We start from the raw sequence: 18,780 nt of genomic DNA, 5'->3' as shown, positions 1-18,780 counted from the left end.
AATAGCTCAGGTTTATCATACTTTTTCCCTATTGCTTTGTCTATAATTTCTATCAAAATTGAAAGGCGGTATTTTATGTCAGAAAAACGCAAATTAAAGTTCGAAACTCTTCAGCTTCATGTTGGTCAGGAAAAGCCTGACCCTGCTACAGATGCTCGTTGTGTACCCATCTATCAGACAACCTCTTATGTTTTTGCAGATTCATCCCAGGCAGCCGGACGATTTAACTTATCAGAAGGCGGCAACATTTATACTCGTTTAATGAATCCTACTTCCGATGTCTTTGAACAGAGGATTGCGGCCTTAGAAGGCGGAATCGCTGCCCTTGCTACTGCTTCTGGTTCTGCGGCTATTACTTATGCCGTTCAAAACATAGCCCGCACCGGAGATCATATCGTATCCGCCAATACAATTTATGGTGGAACATATAATCTATTTGCCCATACTTTCAAAGAATTTGGTATAGCTACCACCTTCGTAAATCCTGATGAGCATGAAAGTTTTGAAAAAGCAATACAGCCAAATACAAAAGCTATATTTATTGAAAGTCTTGGTAACCCCAATTCGAGCATTATTGATATAAAGGCGGTTGCGGATTTGGCTCACAGCCATGGTATTCCGTTAATTGTAGACAATACGTTTGCAACGCCCTATCTGCTTCGACCCATCGAATACGGTGCTGATGTTATCGTTCACTCAGCAACTAAATTTATCGGTGGCCACGGTACCTCTATTGGTGGTGTCATAATTGATTCTGGTAAATTTGATTGGGCTGCCTCAGGTAAATTCCCTTCCCTTACCGACCCTAACCCCAGCTATCATGGAATAAGCTTTACAAAAGCTGTAGGCGCTGCTGCTTATATTACTAAAATCAGAGTCACTTTAATGAGGGACACCGGTGCCTGCATCAGTCCGTTTCACTCCTTTTTATTCCTGCAAGGTCTGGAAACCTTATCTTTACGGGTAGAACGACATGTGGAAAACACACTAAAAATCGTGGATTACTTAAAAAATCATCCAAAGGTAGAAAGGGTAAATCATCCATCCCTGCCGGATAATCCATACCATGCACTATACAAAGAATATTTTCCTAATGACGGAAGTTCTATCTTCACCTTTGAAATCAAAGGAGGCGCTGACGAAGCCAGAGAATTCATCGACCATTTAGAAATCTTCTCCTTACTGGCTAATGTTGCAGATGTAAAATCTTTGGTAATCCATCCGGCAAGTACGACGCATTCTCAGATGACTGAGGAAGAGCTTCTTTCTTCTGGCATCAAACCAAACACCATTCGTCTCTCTGTCGGCACAGAACACATTGACGACTTAATTTATGATATTGAACAGGCTCTTGGCAAGTAACCATTTCCCTCTCTAAATAGTATCTCAACCATAAAATAAATCTTTGAAAAAAGTGCTATAACTTCCACACTATACTAATGAAAGTTATAGCACTTAACTTTCATTAAAATGATTAATATTTTAATGAAGTTAATCCATTCTTTTCAGATGTGCAATTTAGTGCACCTGTTCTAATTCGATAAATTTCTCTTCAACACTGTCCTCACGGAATATCTTACGACCGTCAACTGATACAAAATATCTTCCCATGAAATTCATTCTGTCACCCATATCCTCATACACATTAATTCCATAGCAATCTAGGGCATCATTCACTTTTGTTGACCAATCGTCAAATATGATGGTATAATTATCCAATTCCTTCGCTAAATTTAATGTTTCAGCAGTTAATTCTTTCAGTTTATTCAATGCATCCTCTTTAGTAAACGCACTGTTTTCACCAGAATTACCATCGGCAGGATAAAGTGGATGCGTTGAGAATTCAACGGTACTTCCGTCATTATTATAGCCTAGAAGCTCACCGCTTATCTTCTCTACTAATACATTGGGTGAAATAATTTCAGAACTATCACTGATTTGGAATTCATAATATGTTTTTTTACCTACAGCCAGATTCTCGTTTACTAGTTCAATATAGTAGCCTCTTTCACCAATCACTCCCAATATCCGCTTAGCAGCACTTTCACTGCTTATCACTGCTGTCGTTTCATTGCTGCTTTCTTCCTCTGTTTCTTGTGCCGCATCAGTGGGTGTGGGTGTGGGTGTTGCTGTTACTGTAAGAGGCGTTTGTGTGGGCTTTTCTGTCTCTTTAGAATCGGTATCAGATTTACCCTTGCAGGCTGTCATAGTAAAAAGAGCAACAACAAACATTACTAGCAACCATATTTTCTTATGTTTTTTACCCATAGTACCTCCAATCTATCTTTCGTTAAAAATCTATAGTGCAAGTTTTAATATATTCTCTACATCCTGGGTGGTTAAAGGCACAAAACTTCCAAAGGTTTCTCCTGCTTTTAGGCCGATTTTGGCAGCAAGCTTTGGTATATCCTCTTCCATTGCACCAAGTTCCTTAAAGTTAATCGGCATACCAATTGCAGTTAAGAAGCTTTTAAACCGTTCAATGCCTTCTTTTGCAGTTGCTTCCGGGTCAGCGAAATTCATAGAACAGCCCCATACACGAACAGCAAGTTGAGCAAAACGGTTACAGTCGTGCTTCATTACATAGGTCATCCAGGCAGGAAATACCACTGCCAGTCCTGCACCATGGGCACAGTCATAAAGAGCAGATAATTCATGTTCAATAACATGGCTTGACCAATCCTGTTCCCTGCCTACACCAACCAGATTATTATGGGCTACCATTCCCGCCCACATAATATTGGCTCTGACCTCATAGTTGTCCGGTGACTGTATCACTCTAGGTACTTCTTTTACCATAGTTAACAGTACTGCTTCACAGAAACGGTCTGTTACTTCCACTTCCGGTGTATTCGTAAAATAGCGTTCAAAAACATGAGCCATAATATCTACTGCTCCGCAGGCAGTCTGATAAGCCGGAAGAGTCGTGGTAAGTTCCGGATTTAAGATAGAAAACATAGGACGTAAAACATCGCTTCCGGTTCCACGTTTTAACATACCTTCTTCTTTCGTTATTACGGAATCCCCAGAACCTTCGCTGCCAGCTGCTGCTATAGTTAATACAGTTCCCACTTTTAAAGCACTTTCAACCTGTTTCCCTTCATAGAAATCCCAAAAATCTCCATCGTAGCGTGCACCTGCTGCAATAGCTTTAGCAGAATCAATTACACTTCCGCCTCCTACAGCCAGAACAAAATCAATTCCGTTGCTTTTACACCGTTCGATTCCGGTATATACCAGACCACTTCTGGGATTTGGCATAACTCCTCCAAGTTCCAGATACTCAATCCCCGCATTTACCAAAGATTCCTTTACTCTTCCAAGTAAACCGGAACGTACAACCGAACCCCCTCCGTAATGAAGAAGCACTTTGCTGCCTCCAAAACGTTTTACATATTCTCCGGTATGATTTTCCTCCCCCTTACCAAAAGCAAAATAGGTTGGACTGTAAAAAGTAAAATTGTTCATATATCACTCCAATCTGCGCAAACCTGCGCCTACAGTTATTATCAATACATTTGCCTACTAACATATTACCTTTCAGTTATGTTCATGTCAAGACTACTCTCCTTGAATATACTTGCCATAATATCAGCCAGCGTACCGTATAATTAATCCCAAAAACAAAGGCAAATATAAAAGCAGTGTTGTATAACCATATTTCCCCTGTTATAATTATGATACAAACACTTACAGGAGGAATAAATCATGTTAACCCGATACATAAAAGAGACTGAATTAATGGAGGCAAGAAATATCTCCGCCCTCTGCTTTAACTGGTCACATGACACCAATGACAAAACTTGTGAAGATTATGCCGACCATATCAAAAAAAATCCTCATTCCAAAAGTGATGCTTATTTTAACCAGACTCTGGCAGCATTTACTGATACCGGTGAGATGATGTCCTGCATTAGTATACTGCCTTACGAAGTTACTTTTGACGGAAAAGTTGTTCCAATGTCCGGTATTGGGGGTGTATGTACCTATCCTCAGCATCGTAGAAAAGGTGCTGTCAGAGAGTGCTTTAAGCATGGCTTAAGAGATATGTACAACAATGGCTCAGCCTTTTCCTACCTCTACCCCTTTAGTGAACAGTTCTATGGTAACTTCGGTTACATCCCCGCTTGTACTTCCATACAATGGTGCCTGGATTTAAACACTATTCCAGAGTATAAGTCAAAGGGAACCTTTTCTTTATACCGCCCTTTTAAAGACTACACCGAATTCGAAGCTGTTTATAAGGACTACGCAGACAAATATAATATGATGGTTCATAGAGACTCTTATGACTGGGAAGTATTAAAGTCCGCGGACCCCTTTAAAGGCAGCCGTTCGGCTTATCTTTACAAAAATGCTGCTGGAAAGGCGGCAGGTTATCTGATTTTTGAAAGGAAAGAAGACAAAGATGCCGTAATACTAGAATGTAAAGAATTAATTTTTGACGGCTTTGAAAGTTTGAAAGCTCTTATGGCTTTTGCCAAAACCTTTTCTGCTGATTATGACAAAATCCGTTTTCATGCCCCTGTAACTCTCTGTCTAGATTATTTTTGCGAGGACTATTCCCAGTCATCCAGCTATAGAAGCTTCAATCAAAATGGTATGGTAAGAGCTATCAATGTACATAAATTATTAGAACAGGCTAACTATCAGGGCAGCGGTATAATAAGCCTCCAAGTCTACGACTCTATTTTACCAGAGAATGACCGGATATTTACAGTTACATTTACCAATGGAAAAGCAACACAAGTTATAAGCGAAGCCTCAAATACCCACACCAATGAAGCTGACAACTACTCTGCTGAATCGTTGAAAAAACCTGACCTGGAAATGACTATAAATCAATTTTCCGCAGCCATAATTGGTAAATACCAAATATCTGATTTAGAATATCAGAAGGGTATTACCTTGAATTGCTCGAAGGAAAAAGCAGCCTCTCTTATCTTTAAAAAACCCTGCTGGATTCATAACCCTTTCTAGCATGTGTGTGTCTGTAACTGTTTGTTCCAAGATAATTCTTCCAAATATTGTATCTTAATAGAAAGCTAAAAAAGTCCCATCAGATAAAAAAAGAAGAAAGCGTATCTTTTTTGCTAATTTACACTTTCTTCTTTCTCATTATATAAAACTTTATAATAGGAGTTTCTACTCTTATTCTTTATTTTGTGGTTATTTTGCTTATATTTTTAATTAAGACAGAAATAGTTCCGTCCGGATTTGTGATAAACTCTACATTATTTTTATCATTATATTGATCCATAGGTATATTGATTTCGATGCCAGTGTCCGTAGTTAGGTACTGTTTTTCAAATTTTTTAGTAGTCTGTTTATTCTGAGGTTTAACTTCCTCTGTGTGCAGATTATATTTTTCCAATTTTTCTGTGAATTCCTCTTTGATTTCATTTTGCTCGCCAAATATCTTTTCACGGATGCTTTCTACATTAATGGCTCCTTGCTCCATATACTCCTGATGAATGATTGCCTTAACCTCCATGTGCTTATCAAAATCATCTTCGTAGTATTTTTCCTGTATTTGCTCCACTGCTTTCGTAATAATATTAAGCTTAGCCTTAGGGGATAACTTCGTTTGACACTGCAAAAAGATTTCTGAAAGATAATTGGTTTTTACACCGTTTATCTCGTATTTCTTCTCCACCAGCTTAACAGAATAGTCAGAAAGATTTATTAAAACTGCTTCCGATAATTTAGTACTATCAGAAGGCAGAGTTACTTTTTGTTTAATAATATCGTTATAGTTCCCCTCTTCATCGGTTGATGCATAATGAATATACGATTCTTTGTAATTCATCTTTAAAAAAGCCAGGTAGAGGGTACTGCCATACTGATACGTAACTATAAATAAATCACCTGGTGTAATGTCTATATTCTGATTCAAAATAGTATATAAATATTTGGCAATTTCCTGACTTACCCTAATCAAATCCTCTTCTCTAAAATCCTGTATACACTGATAAACAAAAGACTCCTCTTGGTTAAAATTGCAGCTTTTCATATCATCACTAGAGGCAATCTTAAAAATATGTCCTCTTAAAAAATCATTCAAATCCGGTCCAAGCTCTAACAAATGATCTGATAATACGGGCATACCAATTGTAGAGTCCAATATATGTACGATGGCTTTTCGAATTATAATTTCATCCCGTTCCATGTTCTTCTCCTTTTCTTATATAGTATCCAGACAGTGTGTAGGTGTCAAAAGCCCTTTCTCAAAGATGCATCTGCGATTTTCATAAAGCAAAGTACAAAGGGATAGAGCCTTGCACCCACAATCTGGGTAGGTAATAGCGAAATACTTTAACTAGAGGCTTAAAATGATTGGTTCGCAATTGATTCCCGGACAGTCGTTAGATTTTGATACCCAGATTTCTTAATTCCTCTAAGGCAATGTTAAAGTTTGTAACATGAATTGTTGAAAAGCCAAACGCTTTAGCCCCCTCAAGATTAGCCAGGGAATCGTCTAGAAAGACCGCCTCTTTCGGATTAAACTGATATTTATCCAGCAAGGCCTGGTATATCTCCGGTTCCGGTTTTATATGCTTGATTTCGTAGGATATAACACCTCCATCCGCACAGGGAACAAATCTAAAATGTTCCTTGGCATATTGAAAATTTCTATCACCGTAATTAGACAGCAGATATACCTTATAGCCATTACTTTTTAAATCTTTAATAAACTGCTCTGCATATGGATATTCTCTGACTGTTAAAGTAATATCCTCAAAAAACTTCCTTATTTCTTCTGTTACCTCCGGCTCCAAATCACAGCACAGCTTAATCAGTTCTTCTTCACGAATGGCACCTCTATCCTGCTCTCCCCAGTATTTTCCAAGGACTGTAGCATTCCCTATTTTTCTTATGGTTTCTTCATCGTAACCGCAATCTTGTAAGTACTCCTGCCATCTAAAATGTGCAAGTACCTGTCCAATGTCTAACACTATGGTTTTAATCATATTAGTATCCTTTTTAACACATCTATGAACAGATATGTTATTGCCACAAATAAGGTTCAAATTAATATGTGGCGTTCCTTTCTTTTACAATATTTTATATAGACAATTGCAAGACTCATGGATTAGATATACCCATCTGTCTGTTAACTACTCTGGTAAAAAGTCTTCTCCTGAGCCCATATTCAAAAGCCCTTTACCTGTTAGTTTGTAGATAGTAGTTGCAATCTCTTTCATATACTTTCTGTCGTGTGTAACGCTGATTATAGTTCCTCCATATTCAGAAAGTACTTTACGGATAACAGGCCCTGACAAGGGACTTAAGTTTCTGGTAGGTTCATCTAATATCAGCACATTACAACCTTCTAAAATCATTCTAAGTAGAATCAGTTTTGCCTTTTGTCCCCCGCTTAATTCGCCTATTGTATGCTCCATTTCATCCCTGGTGAATTTCATTCCTCCCATATAGGTAAAGGCTTTTGTCATATCTTCCTTTTGACCGGAAGCTGCTAGGTACTCAACCGGATATGCATTATAATCTAGTACCTCACGATAATTCTGGGGCATATAACCTGCCTTGATGTCCTTTCTCTCTAAAAGTTCTTTAGCAATTCTTCTTAAGAAAGTGGTTTTACCAATACCATTCTCCCCTATAATGGCAATATGCTCCGGTCCAGTTACTCGTAACAATAAATCCTTAGCAAGCAGTCTACTATCACCGGTTACACTGACTGTTAATTCATCCAACCTATATTCTAATACTTTTTTTCCTTTTGGTACTTCAATCTCTTTTGGAAAGCGGAATAGAATTGCTTCCTCTGCGTCAGGTATATCTAAGAACTCTTCCTGCTGCTTTTCCAGCCGTTTCTCCTGAGATTTTAGATTCTTAATTTTTTTCTTTAACAACCTGCCTCCGGCCGGATTTTGTCTGGTAATAGAGTCCTGCTGACTCTCTACCTTGTTATAAATCTGCTGCCAGCGATTCATCTGGTTCTTGTACTCTTCCCGTTGTTTTCTGGCTACCATCTCCTGCTTTAACAATCCTTTTAGCCTTTTCTCCACGTATTCCTGATATCCCATATACATTATGGTATGATGAGGTTCTGTTTTACGCTTTAATTGCTCCAAATGAATTATAACATTTGCTGTATTTTCAATCAAGGTTTCATCGTGAGAGACATAAATAATTGGATGCTTGGACTGGTTCATAAAATCTTCAAGCCATTCTAAGGTTTCCACATCTAAATCATTGGTTGGCTCATCCAAAAGCATAATATCCGGCTCTTCTGCTGTTAGTTTTAACAGTCTGAGCTTCACCTTTTCACCGCCTGACAAAGTTTCCATAAGCTGATTACTGGTAAAAAGCTCAGGATTTATATTCATATTCCAAATACTCGGATTAGTGCAGCTATAAATATCTGTTTCTGCTAAAAATTCTGCAATTGTTCGACCATTCCACGTTACGTCCATCTCCTGCTCAAGGTATGCAAGCTTCACTTTTCCCGCAACCTGCCCAGTATATTCACAGTATCCGTCTAATAATTCTTTATCATACATGAATTTTAACAGCGTGCTTTTCCCATTGCCTTCTTCTCCTATTATTACCACCTTGTCCCCTTGATTTAAGTTAAAATTAAAATCCTTTATAATAATCCGACTATCTTCTTTATTGGTTATGGTTACATTTCTGATATCTAACATATAAATCTCCATTCCTCTATATTTCGTTACTTTGAGCATAAGCACAAATTGCGTTTTAATTAAATATTCCTTATCCTTCTCCTGTCACTATCATCTTCCCACCTCCTGGCAGAATCATCTACTTATAATGCAAATTTTATTTTTCACACATTTAATTCTCCTGTTAACTCTCTTATAAAACGCAAAAAAGACACTTTCTATATTGAAAGTGTCTGCATTTCTTTAATTATACCGTAAAAAATTTACGAGACTCAACGGCTATGTAAATATATAAGGATATCAACCATGTATCCTTTATTACATATCCATTTTAATATAATTAGACAAGGTAAAACGACAATTCAATATACATATAGACTTATTCAGCTGACTACTATGTTTTTTATTAATCATCGTTCTTTCCTTTCTTATTTTATATTCAAATCTTATTTTTATATTATCATAGGCGTATACATCCGTCAAGAGATACTTAATAATTTATTATACTTGTCAAATACTAAAATAGGCTGATGTAAAATGAAAACTCCTCTGAACTTTCATTTTACATCAGCCATTAATATTATTTAAACTGATGATTGCCAAGGCTAAATGTATAACCTCTTAATCTTCCGCTAAAAAACAAATACTTGCTAAAATCTTTTGATTTCCCATTCGTTTGAATGCTTACAGTGCCGCTAAGTGCCTCTTTCGCTGCCTTGATGCACTCTTTCTCTAAAGTAGAGGTAAACTTGCCATTATCATATTCATTGAGTGCTCTATTCAAGGAACCGTTGGTCACAGGTCCAAATTGATATTTCTGATAGATGACACCTTTTACACTATCCGGGAAAGACTTGGATTTCGTACGGTTCATAACCACAATTGCCACGGCTAATTTACCATTATATGATTCACCGTTTGCTTCACTATATATTAATGCTGACAACAATCTTAAATCAGCTTCGGAATAATTAACTTCTTCTTTTGCTGTTTTTTTCGTTTCAGTTGTTTTAGCTTCTGCCTTTTTCTTTGTTGTAGTTTTTTTTGTTGTTTCTTTTTTTACTTCTGTATTTGCAGCTTCTTTTACTTCTTCCTTAGCTTCTTCTGTTACCTGCTCCTCTTTGGCAGCTGGTTCTTCTTCCTTTACTGCTTCTGTAGGGGTTGGTTCAGGAGTTGCTGTAGGCTCGGTTGTAACTATCTCAGTTTCTGCCGGAGTAATCTGTTCTGCTGCGGTGTCTTCTGCCGTTGTATTATTAATAATCGTTTCTTCTGTAACAACATTATCTTCTTCTGCTGCATATGTGTAAATATTCGCAAAACTGGTAAGAGCTATGCCTGCAAACAAACACATTAGTAACCTTCTGAATTTCATATAGTCTCCTTATTAACAGGGCTGTTCGTTCTTGCCCTATCTCGAATTATAACTATCAATTATTACAAATTTTGAACAAGTATTAAGGGGTAGTAATAATCAATTAATAATTATGTAACAATTATAGCATAGCATTTTAATAAAAGCAAGCATTTTCAATTACTTTTGTAACAAATGCCAGATGTAAACATTAAATTTCATTGGATATTACCAGTGATTTTTGCATAACAGTGATTTTTGATACCAAAATCCCTAGTGCAGATGTACTATAAAAGGACTGTTAATTCTTAAGATTTAACCAGAATAGTACTTTGGTAACAAATCTGTAATTACTTTAACAGTCCTTTTATTATGAATTATTTCTTAAAAAATATTTCACACTTATTTTTGATACATATCCTTATAATACTTTTGATAGTCTCCGCTTGTTACATGCTCCAGCCAAAACTGATTTTTCATGTACCATTCAAGGTTCGTTTAATCCCTGATCAAACATAGTTTCAGGTTCCCATCATGTACGCTTTTAAAGCTTCCTTCCAAGGCAGGAAGGAGTATCCTGCTTCTTCTAGTTTTTTAGTATCCAATACGGAATACATAGGACGCTTTGCAGGTGTTTTATACTCTGCTGTTGTAATAGGGGTAACATGAACACCTACTCCCGCCTGTCTGAATATCTCTACTGCAAAATCATACCAAGAAGCCACCCCTTTGCAAACTCCATGATACGTACCATATGCATTTGTATCCATTAGAAATTCAATTGCTTTTGCCAACTCTACAGCACTGGTTGGGCATCCTACTTGGTCATACACAACACGGATTTCGGGATTGTTTTCCGAAATCCGAAGCATTGTCTTTACAAAGTTTCTTCCTTCACCATAAAGCCATGCGGTTCGAATAATAAAATGTTTTTCACATAAAGTACGTACAAAATTCTCACCTTCCAATTTTGTCTTTCCATACACACTTTGAGGATTAGTGTCATCCTCCTCGGTATACGGTTTTTGGCCTTCACCATCAAATACATAATCTGTGGATATATGAATGAGCTTTGATTCCATGGCTTCTGCTGCCACAGCAAGGTTCTTGGGCCCTAGTGCATTAATCCGGTATGCCCTTTCCTGTTCGCTCTCACATAAATCAACAGCCGTATGGGCAGCACAATTAATAATGATTTCTGGTTTTAAATCTTGGACTAGATTCATTACTGCGACAGAATTGGTTATATCCAGTTTTATAGGACAATACGCTGTCGGTTCTCCAGAACCAGTGTTAAGTATTGTAATATCTGCCTTATCCCCTATTATTTTATTGATTGCATGGCCTAACTGCCCATTTGCACCTGTTATTATAATTCTTCTTTCCATATCTACACCTACTGCATATCACCCTTGTGACAGCTTCAAGGTTTCCTTTCCGGTTTCATTTCTTCTATCTATTAGTACATTGATTGTTGCCTTTTTAAATCTGCAAACCCCTGCGATATTTTATCCTTATCTGCAAGAATAGGTTCCATCCCATCTTTAAGAGACCATTCGATTGCTAACGCAGGGTCATTCCATTGAATCCCATCCTGGTCTTCCGGATAGTAAAAATCCGTACACTTATAGGCAAATTCCGCTTCCTCTGATAAGACTAAAAAACCATGAGCAAAACCCTTAGGAACATAGAACTGTTTTCTATTATCTTCTGTCAAAATTTCACCCTGCCACCTCCCATAGGTTTTTGAACCTGGACGAATGTCCACCGCTACGTCAAATACTTCTCCTTTTATTACACGGACTAATTTTCCTTGAGGATGTTTTTTTTGAAAATGCAGTCCTCTCAATACTCCCTTTTTGGACAAGGATTGATTATCCTGTACAAAGACCATATCAAGACCTGCTTTTTTAAAATCATCATAATTATAGGTTTCCATAAAATACCCACGATTATCACCTATACAGATAGGTTCTATAACATATAAACCTTCGATACTGCCTTTTGTAAATTTAAACTGACCCATAACCTATTCCTTTACCACCACTCTGGTGGAATTCACATAATTATTTTTTACCTTCTGTACATTATGTGATGTTTTATCCTTTCCTTGTATTCCTACTGCTTCATTTCTATCTGTAACCTATAGACCTTCCGTAATCTCTAATTCTCCTCTGGCAGAAGGTCTACATTTATGTAGGATAGCTGCTCTACTGTTATCTTATAGATACACGGATTACTTAAATTTTAACAATTCAACATATGTATTATAATATATTATCCGGTAGATTGAAATTACTTTTTTTTAATATCACTTATTCAGAACGATTTGCAACAACTTTATATCTATTTTTTGTTTTATTATTAATGAAAGCAGATTAGTTATCTCTCTTTTATGATATTCATATTGTTAAAAAAGTATCACTTGACATAAGCCACTTATTCACTTACTATTTAAACTGGAAGTGATACACTTATATTTTTAAAAAATACAAAAAGTTTGTATCCAAATGCTATTATGACATAAAACCGGATATATCTTAACGCAATTTTAAGATATATCCGGTTAAATTTCTGTTAAGAAAGGGGTCTTACTTTGTCAGACACAATCGCAACTTTAAAAGAAAATAAGATGGGAACTATGCCTGTGCCAAAACTTTTAATTTCCATGTCCTTACCTATGGTTATCTCTATGTTGGTACAAGCTCTATACAATGTTGTTGACAGCATCTTTGTATCTCAGATAAATGAGAAAGCTTTTACTGCACTTTCCCTTGCTTTTCCAATCCAAAATCTTATGATTGCAGTCTCCGTGGGCACTGGTATCGGCATAAATGCCTTACTTTCCAGAAGCTTAGGTGAAAGAAAATACAAGGAAGCTAATATGGCCGCTGTAAACGGTTTATTCCTGTCAGTGATAAGCTCTATTTTGTTTGCTCTATTTGGAATATTTTTTTCCAGAGCATTTTTTGAAATTCAGACCGATGATTTAGAAATTATTCAATATGGTACGGAGTACCTCTCTACCTGTACAATATTTTCATTTGGAATATTTTTTCAGATAACTCTTGAACGACTTATGCAATCTACTGGGCGCACATTTTATAATATGCTTACTCAGACCTTAGGTGCCGTTATTAATATTGTTCTTGATCCTATATTAATCTTTGGTTTGCTTGGTTTTCCGCAATTAGGAGTATTAGGTGCCGCAATTGCCACCATAGCAGGACAGATTATAGCAATGACTTTTTCTTTTTATTTCAATATAAAGAAAAATAAAGAAATCACTCTAACTCTCAAAGGGTTTAAGCCTCACAAAAAGACAATAAGCACAATCTTAATGGTAGGCATTCCTTCTATTATTATGCAGTCCATTGGCTCCTTGATGGTATTTGGAATGAATAAAATATTAATCGTTTTTACACCTACCGCAGTCTCCGTGTTCGGTGCTTACTTTAAACTACAGAGTTTTATTTTTATGCCTGTATTCGGTATAACGAATGGTATGATTCCCATTATTGCTTATAATTATGGAGCAGGTAATAAAAAGAGGATTGTGGATACCATCAAACTAAGTGTTGTACTAGCTACCGGTATTATGTTTGCCGGGCTTTTGCTATTCCAAACTGCACCTGCAACTCTCCTTGGATTTTTTCACGCATCTGATGAAATGCTTACTCTGGGTATACCAGCTCTTAGAATAATCAGTATTAGTTTTATCCTTGCAGGATACTGTATTGTCTTAAGCTCTGTCTTCCAGGCTTTAGGAAATGGTCTTCACAGTATGTTCATCTCTATCGCAAGACAGCTAGTTGTAATTCTGCCTGTTGCCTTTCTGCTTTCAAAAACCTTGGGGATGCAGGCTGTTTGGTTCTGCTTTCCACTTGCAGAAACACTGGCAGTGGTATTATGCACCTATTTCATGAAACGAAATTATGATAGAAAGATTAGTATTCTTACACCACTTTCTGAAGAAAGTTCGTTGTCCGCGTAGTATCCTTTATTTAGAATGCACTATCAAATTTTAGGTAAAACAAAACCCCATGATCATCAATTCTATTGTAAGAATTGATAATCATGGGGTTTCCTTTATACTGACATATTTATTAGTTGTAACTATTCACTCTTTGTAACCAGTCTTTTTTCACCTGTAATTTCCTGTATGGGCTTAATATTTTGGGTTACTTCCAGTACCCCCAGATACTCTTTCTTTTCATTCCTTACTGCATAATAACGAATTAATATATATTTATCCATCATTTTAATCCAGAAATCTTCATGGTCCTTTTTACCGCTTTTAAAGTCCTCTACAATCTGTTCTACGATATGAACGCTGGCTGGTGGATGGCAATTGGATACATTTCTTCCGATAACAGTCTTTGTACGTGGAAATATCCGTTCTTCTCCTTGGGAGAAATATTTTACTACATCCTCTTTATCCACAAAGGTAATATCAAAGGGTAGAGCATTTAACATATGGATAAGTTCTTCCGAGTGAAGCAATCCTGTCGGCATGGTTATTACACCTGTCTCCTTTGCTTCTTCCAAAACAGCAGCCTTCGCCTGTGCCGCCGGATTCCATACCGGTACAGTTTCTACCAGATAACCAATCTCATCACTTTCTTTAGCAATCAATTTCCACTCATCCTGGGTCAAGGTTTCAAGAAGCATAGGAAGAAGTATATTCTCTTCTTTAAAAATCATCTCCTTTACTCTTTCGATTACTGCTTTAATTTCCTGTCTTAACTCATCCGTTGCTGCGTCTTTTGATAAAAGTTCTTTTACCCCTTTTATCTGCTGTCTGATTTCATCATCGACTCCCCACATTACTTTGGGCGGAGCTGTGATTCCGTATTTCTCTAAGTAAGGAAAGAACAGATTTTCCTTCCTTATATAGTGAATATCCACTTTCGATAACCTATCAATTCCTTCTTTAACAGCCACTAGACTTTCTTTAGAGGATAAATCTTGAAGATAAGGTTCTAACTGCTTATCAATAATTTTTTCAAGCGCTCTATTCTCCCGTTTTAAGGTATTGGCAGGATGTCCGGGTATAAGGGATTGATCCTCCGGCTGATGAATTTCTTCAATGGAACCTTTAAAAACTGCCGCATGGACATCGCACAACTTTTGAATTTCTGTAATCGGAAGCCCTTCTGCAATTAACGCACCTTCCGCCTCGGATATTTCACTGGCTGCTACACCATTAAAAGCCTCTTCAAATAATCCTTTTACCTCCTCAACGGACTTTCCTTCATGAAGCCCTGAGATAATTTCTTTTAATACCTTTTGTCGGTATTCCCTGTTATTAATACTTTCGCTCATAAGATTCCTCCTTCCAGTTATTCCTCTGTATAGTTATAACCCTGCTTCTCAAAAGCCTCCTTCATTGACTCTGTGCTTATTTTTTTCATTACTGCACCTTTATTAAGAGTCATAAATCTTCCGGCTGTTTGAAGCATTCCCGGTTTTTTGATATCTTTAAACCCGATTTCTTCTAAAATATCCGCTACTTGTGGATATTCTTTGCAAATCTGGTAAACAGTCTGGTTACCATTGATATTTTTCATATTAAACTCCCATCTGTGTACCCTAGTGTTTTATACATCTAAATGTATTGTACCAAAATATGGCGTACTGTATGCATGCTGACGTATTATAATTAATCAAAATTAAGCTTCCCCTCTGCTCGAGATAAGTTATACTATTTCTACTAGCAGAACATTATTTTCCAGATGAATGTGTTGATGCAAATCTTTTTCGATGTCCTCAAGAAGTCCAAATGTTTTTTTATAGGTACTGCATCCGCCCTGAGGTACCTGATAGTCATCCGTTAAAACCCTTAATTTACGGAGCAATTCACCTGCGGCTTCATGTTCTTCTTTAATTTCTTTGGAAAGCCTGCTTATTTCTTCCTGATTTTTATTCTCCTCTAAAACCGGAAATAGTAACTGTTCTTCTTTCATCAAATGCTGTTCTAAATCTGTTTTAAGCTGTCCGTATACTTTATAGATATCATACAGCTCCCGATGCTTCATTCCATGTACCCGTACCAGCGTATATAAAAGATCTCCCACCTCCGGCAGTACCTGCCTCAAATAATCGTGATGGGTATCTTCAATATAAGTAGTTAATACAGCCGGACTCATATCAAAATAATTTTCTTCCGCTCCATCCTGCTTTTTTACTAACTCCTCTAATCTGCCTAAAACTTCATCTATATTAAGTTTCGCTTCCTCTAATGCTTCTGACAGTCTACGTCCGCCTCCACAGCAAAAATCTATTCCATAGGAACGAAACACTTCTGTTGCCTTAGGGTATCTCGCGGCAACCTGCCCAATAGTACTATCTAAGAATGTTTGTTTCATAGAAAAATCCTCCTTCTGATAAGTTGTTTTTAGTATAACTTATCAGAAGGAGGATTACTGTGATTTAAATCAAACTTTTTCTATTTTTTATGAAATGACAAATAATTTTAATTTTTATGAATCATGATTTTCATTTATCTTTACAAAACCATTACTCCGCGGCTGCTTTTAACTGGTCCATATTTACAATAAGTATAGCTTTATTGCTGACACTTTGTATTAAACCATCCGCTTCTAATTGCCCTAACTTACGGCTGACGGTTTCCCTCGCTACTCCCAAGTAATTGGCAAGTCCTTCCCGGCTTAAAGGAAGCCTTAATAATATCCCTTCCGGTACCTCTTTCCCAAACTTTTGAGAGAAATCCACCAACAGAGAACATATTCTGGCATCTACACTGCGGATTCCCAGACTTTGCACCACATTCTCCAAACGTGCCATACGAAGTCCCAGTTCCTCAATAATTTTTATGCCAATGTCTGGATAGAGCGTCAACAATTCCTGAAAACGTGTCTTAGTCAGCATACAGACTTTTGCAGGACATAAAGCTTCTATCGTATAGGCTGCTGTCTGATTCGTCAGTAAATATTGCTCACCAAAGAAATCTCCTTCAGAAAAGACATATAATATCTGTTCTCTACCGTCTCCTGTATATTTAAAAGCCTTTGCACTTCCTTCATTCAGAATAATAATGGAATCAATACGGTCGCCAGCCTGAAAAATCGCTTCTCCTTTTTTATACTCTCTATGATGTATCAAACCTGAAATTTTCAATAAATCTAAATGTGCAAGAGCTGAAAATATAGGTACTTTATGGATGCAAAGCTGATTTTTACAGTGAACACATTGTGCTGTATCGGACATCCGGCTTTCCCCCTTTTCTCCAGTTATTTTCTTATATTGTACAGGCTTTTTCATTGACTGTCAAATTTGAAGCAGATTTTTGCTTTAAGCAGTACCACAAGTAAAACAGACACTATCATGAGTTAGTTCTAACTACTATAATTTGGAAGCAATTGCTTTTCCATACTCTCTGCCTTTAGCTAATGCATCTTCGTCCGGAACCCAAAGGGTTTTTAGACCTTCATTCAAAATTTCAAAACCACTTTGGCTTAAATTCTCCGACAACTGTTTTACAGCTTCTCCGCTCCAGCCATAACTGCCAAAGGCAGCTGCTTTCTTCTTTTTAAACTTCATGCCCTTTATCATTTCTAATAACCCTCCCAGAGAATGCAGATATCCGTTGTTAACTGTAGGAGAACCCACAAGCACTGCTTTAGAGCGGAACACTTCTGTTATAATGTCGTTTTTATCTTCTATACCTGAATTCAAAATCTTAACAGTTATTGTATCATCAGCCAGGCGGATACCTTCCCCAATGGCTTCTGCCATCTTTCTGGTAGCATTCCACATTGTATCATATACAATGGTAACCTGATTTTCCTGATAAGCGTCTGCCCAACTAAGATAATGTTCAATTATCTGGGCGGGATTGTCCTTCCATATAATTCCATGACTAGGGCAAATTAGATTCACCGGCAAGTTAAAAGAAAGGACTTCTTTAATCTTTTTAATTACTAACGGGCTAAAAGGTGTCAGAATATTCGCATAGTATTTTACTGCCTCCTGATAAAGCTCCGGATTATCAACCTTGTCATTATACAAAGACTCCGTTGCAAAATGCTGTCCGAAAGCATCGTTACTAAACAATATGTTTTCTCCTGTCATATAGGTAAACATACTATCCGGCCAGTGCAGCATGGGAACTTCTACAAATACCAACTTACTTTCTCCGATATCCAATGTATCTCCTGTTTTTACCGTTACAAAATTCCAGTCTTCATGATAATGACCTTTTAGAATTTGTGCACCCTTAGCTGTGCAGTAGACCGGAGTACCGGGAATTTCACGAAGTAATTCCGGAAGTGCACCGCTGTGGTCAATCTCTCCATGGTTTGCTATTATATAATCAATTTCATTCAGATTAATCTCCTGTTTTAGTCGTTTCACGAATTCTTTGTCGTAAGGCTGCCACACTGTATCAATCAACACTGTTTTTTCATCCCTAATTAGGTAAGAGTTATAGGAAGATCCTTTTTTTGTGGAATATTCCTGTCCATGAAATTGTTTTAATTCCCAATCTATCTTACCAACCCAAGTAACTTTTGCTGTAATTTTCTTAGCCATAATTTTGTACCTCCAACTTTTTTTGTTTAGTATACCAAATTATCCTTTCCAAAAACTATGATTCAAATCAAATTTTTGATTTTAATTCCTGTATTCGTTACCAGCCAATGAAATATTGTCTTAAAAGTCAAAGAAGCTGCCATAAAAAAACTGACCTCCAGGTCGTTAGATTTTTAGCTCTAACTTTAGGGGTCAGTTCATCCTTTGTATTACGGCAGCTTTTTTTAT

The 18,780-nt window shown here is 37.0% G+C and carries 16 protein-coding genes; 3 read left to right on the top strand and 13 right to left on the bottom strand.

Annotated elements, in window-relative coordinates:
- Positions 1-75: 75 nt before the first annotated feature.
- Complete coding sequence (locus tag acsn021_RS04505; protein ID WP_184090321.1) at positions 76-1,362, top strand: O-acetylhomoserine aminocarboxypropyltransferase/cysteine synthase family protein; 1,287 nt, start codon at positions 76-78, stop codon at positions 1,360-1,362.
- Positions 1,363-1,518: 156 nt separating this feature from the next.
- Here the strand turns inward: acsn021_RS04505 and acsn021_RS04500 are convergent, their stop codons facing one another.
- Together acsn021_RS04500 and acsn021_RS04495 are read right to left on the bottom strand one after the other, a co-directional pair.
- Positions 1,519-2,268 (bottom strand): hypothetical protein, encoded by a 750-nt coding sequence (locus acsn021_RS04500; RefSeq protein WP_184090318.1) that lies wholly within the window; start codon positions 2,266-2,268, stop codon positions 1,519-1,521.
- A gap of 30 nt (positions 2,269-2,298) precedes the next feature.
- On the bottom strand, positions 2,299-3,468 hold the full coding sequence (locus acsn021_RS04495) for an iron-containing alcohol dehydrogenase (RefSeq protein ID WP_184090315.1): 1,170 nt from the start codon (positions 3,466-3,468) through the stop codon (positions 2,299-2,301).
- 240 nt (positions 3,469-3,708) lie between these two features.
- On the opposite strand from acsn021_RS04495, the gene acsn021_RS04490 reads away from it, so the two are divergent.
- Positions 3,709-4,980, top strand: a complete 1,272-nt coding sequence (locus acsn021_RS04490; protein WP_184090311.1) for a GNAT family N-acetyltransferase — start codon at positions 3,709-3,711, stop codon at positions 4,978-4,980.
- Between the two features lie 178 nt (positions 4,981-5,158).
- On the opposite strand, the gene acsn021_RS04485 is transcribed toward acsn021_RS04490, so the two are convergent.
- The 6 genes from acsn021_RS04485 to rfbC all read right to left on the bottom strand — a co-directional run bounded on the left by acsn021_RS04485 (position 5,159) and on the right by rfbC (position 12,025).
- Positions 5,159-6,169, bottom strand: a complete 1,011-nt coding sequence (locus tag acsn021_RS04485; protein WP_184090308.1) for a nucleoid-associated protein — start codon at positions 6,167-6,169, stop codon at positions 5,159-5,161.
- 196 nt (positions 6,170-6,365) lie between these two features.
- Entirely contained in the window at positions 6,366-6,971 is a 606-nt protein-coding gene (locus acsn021_RS04480; protein WP_184090305.1) for an HAD family hydrolase, read from the bottom strand.
- 147 nt (positions 6,972-7,118) lie between these two features.
- On the bottom strand, positions 7,119-8,669 hold the full coding sequence (locus acsn021_RS04475) for an ATP-binding cassette domain-containing protein (RefSeq protein WP_184090302.1): 1,551 nt from the start codon (positions 8,667-8,669) through the stop codon (positions 7,119-7,121).
- Between the two features lie 559 nt (positions 8,670-9,228).
- Positions 9,229-10,020 carry a cell wall hydrolase gene (locus tag acsn021_RS04470; protein WP_184090299.1) on the bottom strand — a complete coding sequence of 264 codons (792 nt, stop codon included), beginning with the start codon at positions 10,018-10,020 and terminating at the stop codon, positions 9,229-9,231.
- A 500-nt stretch (positions 10,021-10,520) separates the two neighbouring features.
- The gene (gene rfbD / locus acsn021_RS04465; protein ID WP_184090296.1) at positions 10,521-11,387 is read right to left on the bottom strand and encodes a dTDP-4-dehydrorhamnose reductase; all 867 of its coding nucleotides are present in this window, start codon (positions 11,385-11,387) and stop codon (positions 10,521-10,523) included.
- A gap of 71 nt (positions 11,388-11,458) precedes the next feature.
- Positions 11,459-12,025, bottom strand: a complete 567-nt coding sequence (rfbC, locus tag acsn021_RS04460; protein WP_184090292.1) for a dTDP-4-dehydrorhamnose 3,5-epimerase — start codon at positions 12,023-12,025, stop codon at positions 11,459-11,461.
- Positions 12,026-12,631: 606 nt separating this feature from the next.
- On the opposite strand from rfbC, the gene acsn021_RS04455 reads away from it, so the two are divergent.
- Entirely contained in the window at positions 12,632-13,993 is a 1,362-nt protein-coding gene (locus acsn021_RS04455; RefSeq protein ID WP_184090971.1) for an MATE family efflux transporter, read from the top strand.
- Between the two features lie 122 nt (positions 13,994-14,115).
- On the opposite strand, the gene acsn021_RS04450 is transcribed toward acsn021_RS04455, so the two are convergent.
- From acsn021_RS04450 to acsn021_RS04430, 5 genes are all read right to left on the bottom strand, one after another.
- Positions 14,116-15,324 carry a DUF438 domain-containing protein gene (locus acsn021_RS04450; RefSeq protein ID WP_184090289.1) on the bottom strand — a complete coding sequence of 403 codons (1,209 nt, stop codon included), beginning with the start codon at positions 15,322-15,324 and terminating at the stop codon, positions 14,116-14,118.
- A gap of 17 nt (positions 15,325-15,341) precedes the next feature.
- Complete coding sequence (locus acsn021_RS04445; RefSeq protein ID WP_184090286.1) at positions 15,342-15,569, bottom strand: DUF1858 domain-containing protein; 228 nt, start codon at positions 15,567-15,569, stop codon at positions 15,342-15,344.
- 129 nt (positions 15,570-15,698) lie between these two features.
- Positions 15,699-16,367 (bottom strand): iron-sulfur cluster repair di-iron protein, encoded by a 669-nt coding sequence (ric, locus tag acsn021_RS04440; RefSeq protein ID WP_184090283.1) that lies wholly within the window; start codon positions 16,365-16,367, stop codon positions 15,699-15,701.
- 151 nt (positions 16,368-16,518) lie between these two features.
- Positions 16,519-17,229 (bottom strand): Crp/Fnr family transcriptional regulator, encoded by a 711-nt coding sequence (locus acsn021_RS04435; RefSeq protein WP_184090280.1) that lies wholly within the window; start codon positions 17,227-17,229, stop codon positions 16,519-16,521.
- Between the two features lie 135 nt (positions 17,230-17,364).
- Positions 17,365-18,552, bottom strand: a complete 1,188-nt coding sequence (locus acsn021_RS04430; RefSeq protein ID WP_184090277.1) for an anaerobic nitric oxide reductase flavorubredoxin — start codon at positions 18,550-18,552, stop codon at positions 17,365-17,367.
- Positions 18,553-18,780: the final 228 nt, after the last annotated feature.

Source organism: Anaerocolumna cellulosilytica, from assembly GCF_014218335.1.
Classification (GTDB): domain Bacteria; phylum Bacillota; class Clostridia; order Lachnospirales; family Lachnospiraceae; genus Anaerocolumna; species Anaerocolumna cellulosilytica.
Note: the sequence above shows the minus strand (reverse complement) of the source record. Positions and strands in the feature narration are given on the sequence as shown.